Below are 3,648 nucleotides of genomic sequence, written 5' to 3'. Positions count from 1 at the left end.
ACGCGGGTCTGTGCGGCGCTCCACGGGTCGTTCGACGCGGCCTGCGCGCGGGCGCGCAGTTCAGCCAGTCGCTGCTCGATCTGTGGCGATACGCGCGACGAGGGCTTGCCCGTATAGGAAAGCGCGCTCGCCGGGTCGTTGTTCTTCAGGGCGATCTCGGCGCGCAGGGCATCGAAGCGCAGCGCGTCTTCGCCCTCGAGCCGGGAACGGCGGATATCGGCGACGATGGGCGCCGCGCGATCCAGCGCGCCTTCCTGGCGGTACGCTTCGGCGGCGAGAAGGTTGTAGTAGTCGCGGTGTGACGGATCCTGGCCGGYCAGCGCGATATAAGCCTGTGCGGCCTGGTCGAACTGGCCCTTGGTGTAGAGCGCCTGTGCCGCCTGCGTGGCTTCACCCGAAGGGGCGGAGCCGTGTTGGCTCACGCCGCCCTGGGTCACACAGCCGGCAAGACCGGCGCAGAGCAGGAAGCCGAGGGTAGTGGCGCGGATCGGTCGCATGCAGGATTCCTTGGGCAGCACGGCGGCGCCCCTCCGGCGCCGAAACGTCAGGATCATAGCCCATCGCTTCGCGAGGCCGATGTGAGGCGCACTCCGCGATTCATGTGGCGATCAACTGCCGTAGAGCGCCTTGCGCGGTGCACCGGTGATCGCGGCGGCCATCTTCGCCGCCTTGGCCGGGGGCAGTTCCTCCTTGAGGATGGCGAACACGCGCAGGCCTTCGGCCAGTCGTTCCTCCTCGCCCTCCTCGCGCCCGGCCACCATCACGACGAACTCGCCCTTCTGCTGGTTGGGATCGGCCGTGACACGTTCGACCAGGCTGGCCAGGCCCCCGTCGAGGACGGTCTCGAACATCTTGGTGAGTTCGCGGGCGATCACCGCCTCACGATCGGCGCCGAAGGCGGCGGACATGTCTTCGAGGGACTCGACGATGCGATGGGACGACTCATAGAAGATGAGCGTGCGCGATTCGCCGGCCAGTTCATTCAGGCGTGCGCGCCGTGCGCCGGCCTTGGCCGAAAGGAAGCCTTCGAAGATGAAGCGGTCGCTGGGCAGGCCGGCGACAGACAAGGCAGCGACGACCGCGCTGGCGCCCGGCACCGGACTCACCCGTAGTCCCGCCGCGCGAGCGGCGCGAACGAGCCGGAAACCCGGGTCGCTGATCAGGGGGGTGCCGGCGTCCGACACCAGGGCCACGTCGTCACCGCCGCGCATGCGCTCGATGAGGCCGTCCACTGCCGTGCGCTCGTTATGGTCATGCAGGGCGACCAGCGGCGTGTCGATACCGAGGTGTTGCAGCAGGGGGCGCGTGTGCCGGGTGTCCTCGGCGGCGATCACCTTGACCCGGCGCAGTGTCTCGATGGCGCGTGCGCTGATGTCGTCGCGATGACCGATCGGCGTAGCGACCACGTGGAGCATGCCGGGGCGGGAGAGGGACATCGGGAAATCCGGTGGGGGTAGCCGCGCATTGTAAGAGCCGATGCATCGGCAATAAGTACATGTAGGAGCCGATTCATCGGCGAATGGCGAATAAACCCGCTGCGCAGCAGCGCTCCTCCCAGGTTGCTTGCCCCATTTCCCATCGAAGGAGGAGCATCGCCGATGAATCGGATCCTACAGGGGGGAGGGGGCGATTTTTGCCGTATAATTCTAGATGGAGTCGGCCGGACAGTCGCGTCACGCCTTCGGGCGTATCGAGGAAAGTCCGGGCTCCATAGGGCAGGGTGCCAGGTAACGCCTGGGCAGCGTGAGCTGACGGCCAGTGCAACAGAGAGCAGACCGCCGATGGCCCCGCAAGGGGATCAGGTAAGGGTGAAAGGGTGCGGTAAGAGCGCACCGCATGCGGGGCTAACGTCGCATGGCACGGTAAACCCCACCCGGAGCAAGACCAAATAAGGGAACTATGACGCGGCCCGCGTCGTTCCCGGGTAGGTTGCTAGAGCCTGGCGGTGACGCCAGGTCGAGAAGAATGACTGTCACGTCGCAAGACGAACAGAACCCGGCTTACAGGCCGACTCCTTTTCTTCAAGGCATCGCGGCGCCGTCTTACGACGGCGCCGCTTTGTTTTTTGCTGATTGGCCCCTTGCCCCTGTGGGAGCCGATTCATCGGCGATGGGTGCTCGCCTCACCCTGGCCCTGCTGCTGCGGGATCGCCGATGAATCAGCTCCTACAGAAGCTTGTTCCATCGCATGAACGTGAGTTCAGTCACACATTCGATTTCACATTTGCAGGGCCCTTTAAACACCGAGGCGATTCGCAAAAAACCTCAACGATTCAACCACCTTCCGCCCCTTCCTAAGAAACGGCTGGAATTGGTGATGAACGTGAGCTTTCTCCTTGATTCACAAGAAAAATTTCCTTGACAGTCTCAGGACCCGAGACTATCGTGGGCCCCAGTGTGAAATMGTGGGATTTGGTGGGGCGGCCAACGAAGATGTTCCAAGGTGAGACAGCCATCACGATCGACGACAAGGGTCGTCTGACGATCCCGACCTCGTATCGGGATCTGGTGGCCGACGCCTGCGCGAATCGTCTGGTCGTCGCTTACAACCCCTTCGATACCGGTTGCCTCTGGATCTTTCCGTACGCGGAATGGGAACAGGTTCGTGACCAGGTCAACGCGCTGCCCAGCGTCAAGGCCGTTCATCGGGCTTTGCAGATGAAGCTGGTGGGTGCTGCGGCCATCGTCGAGCCTGACGGTGCGGCCCGCATCCTCCTTCCATCGAGTCAACGCTCGGCGGCTGGCATAGAAAAAAAGGCCGTCCTCCTCGGCATGGGCAACAAGTTCGAGCTTTGGAGCGAACAGGCCCACCTCGCCAAGATCCGACAAACGATCGGCGAGGACGAGATCAGCGACGACATGGCGGAACTGCGGTTGTGACGAACTAATTCGAGGTCTTGGTGGAACGGGAGCGGGATGTGGTGATGGCGGGGCGCGATGTGCACATCCCTGTGATGCTCGACGAAGCGGTGGAGGGCCTCGCCTTGCGCGAGAACGGGCGCTACCTGGATGGGACTTTCGGCCGTGGCGGTCACGCCCGGGCGATCCTTTCGCGCCTGTCCGCCGATGGTCGCCTGTTCCTGATGGACCGCGACCCCACGGCGATCGCCGTGGCCGAAGCCGACCTCGCCACCGATCCGCGTGTCGCCCTGCGCCACGAAAACTTCGCCACCATGGGTGACTGGGCGGCGCTCGAAGGCGGCCTCGACGGCATCCTGCTCGACCTCGGTGTGTCCTCGCCCCAACTGGACGATCGCAGTCGCGGCTTCAGCTTCATGGCCGATGCGCCGCTCGACATGCGCATGGACACGTCGCGCGGCATCAGCGCCGCGGACTTCCTGGCCGAAGCCAGCGAGTTCGATATCGCCGACGTGCTCTGGCGCTTCGGCGAAGAGCGCTTCAGCCGTCGCATCGCCAAGGTCATCGTCGAGCGTCGCGCCACCGCGCCGATTACCCGCACCGCCGAGCTCGCCGATCTCGTCGCCGGCTGCGTCGGCCGCCGCGAGCCCGGCAAGAACCCCGCCACGCGCACCTTCCAGGCGCTGCGTATTCGCGTCAATGCCGAACTCGAATCCGTCGAGCAAGGCCTCGCCGCCGCCCTCGACCTGCTCAAGGTGGGCGGCCGTCTCGCCGTGATCAGCTTCCACTC

General features: G+C 64.8%; 3 protein-coding genes, 1 other RNA gene and 1 pseudogene. 3 read left to right on the top strand and 2 right to left on the bottom strand.

Features of this window, described 5'->3' with window-relative positions:
• Together AC1DT2_RS17990 and rsmI are read right to left on the bottom strand one after the other, a co-directional pair.
• Positions 1–497: pseudogene (locus AC1DT2_RS17990) on the bottom strand (penicillin-binding protein activator); the annotation flags it as partial.
• A 111-nt stretch (positions 498–608) separates the two neighbouring features.
• Positions 609–1,436, bottom strand: coding sequence for a 16S rRNA (cytidine(1402)-2'-O)-methyltransferase (gene rsmI, locus AC1DT2_RS17985; RefSeq protein WP_477297839.1), 828 nt, complete (start codon positions 1,434–1,436; stop codon positions 609–611).
• Between the two features lie 216 nt (positions 1,437–1,652).
• Between rsmI and rnpB the strand changes: the two genes are divergently transcribed.
• The 3 genes from rnpB to rsmH form a co-directional block, all read left to right on the top strand.
• An RNA gene (gene rnpB / locus AC1DT2_RS17980) (RNase P RNA component class A) lies at positions 1,653–2,019 on the top strand.
• A 413-nt stretch (positions 2,020–2,432) separates the two neighbouring features.
• Positions 2,433–2,879 (top strand): division/cell wall cluster transcriptional repressor MraZ, encoded by a 447-nt coding sequence (gene mraZ / locus AC1DT2_RS17975; RefSeq protein WP_159890808.1) that lies wholly within the window; start codon positions 2,433–2,435, stop codon positions 2,877–2,879.
• Positions 2,880–2,923: 44 nt separating this feature from the next.
• Positions 2,924–3,648, top strand: a 725-nt coding sequence (gene rsmH / locus AC1DT2_RS17970) for a 16S rRNA (cytosine(1402)-N(4))-methyltransferase RsmH (RefSeq protein WP_477297837.1), incomplete at its 3' end; no start/stop codon positions are given.

The sequence above is a fragment of the Luteibacter sp. P4_E6 genome (assembly GCF_056401535.1).
Note: the sequence above shows the minus strand (reverse complement) of the source record. Positions and strands in the feature narration are given on the sequence as shown.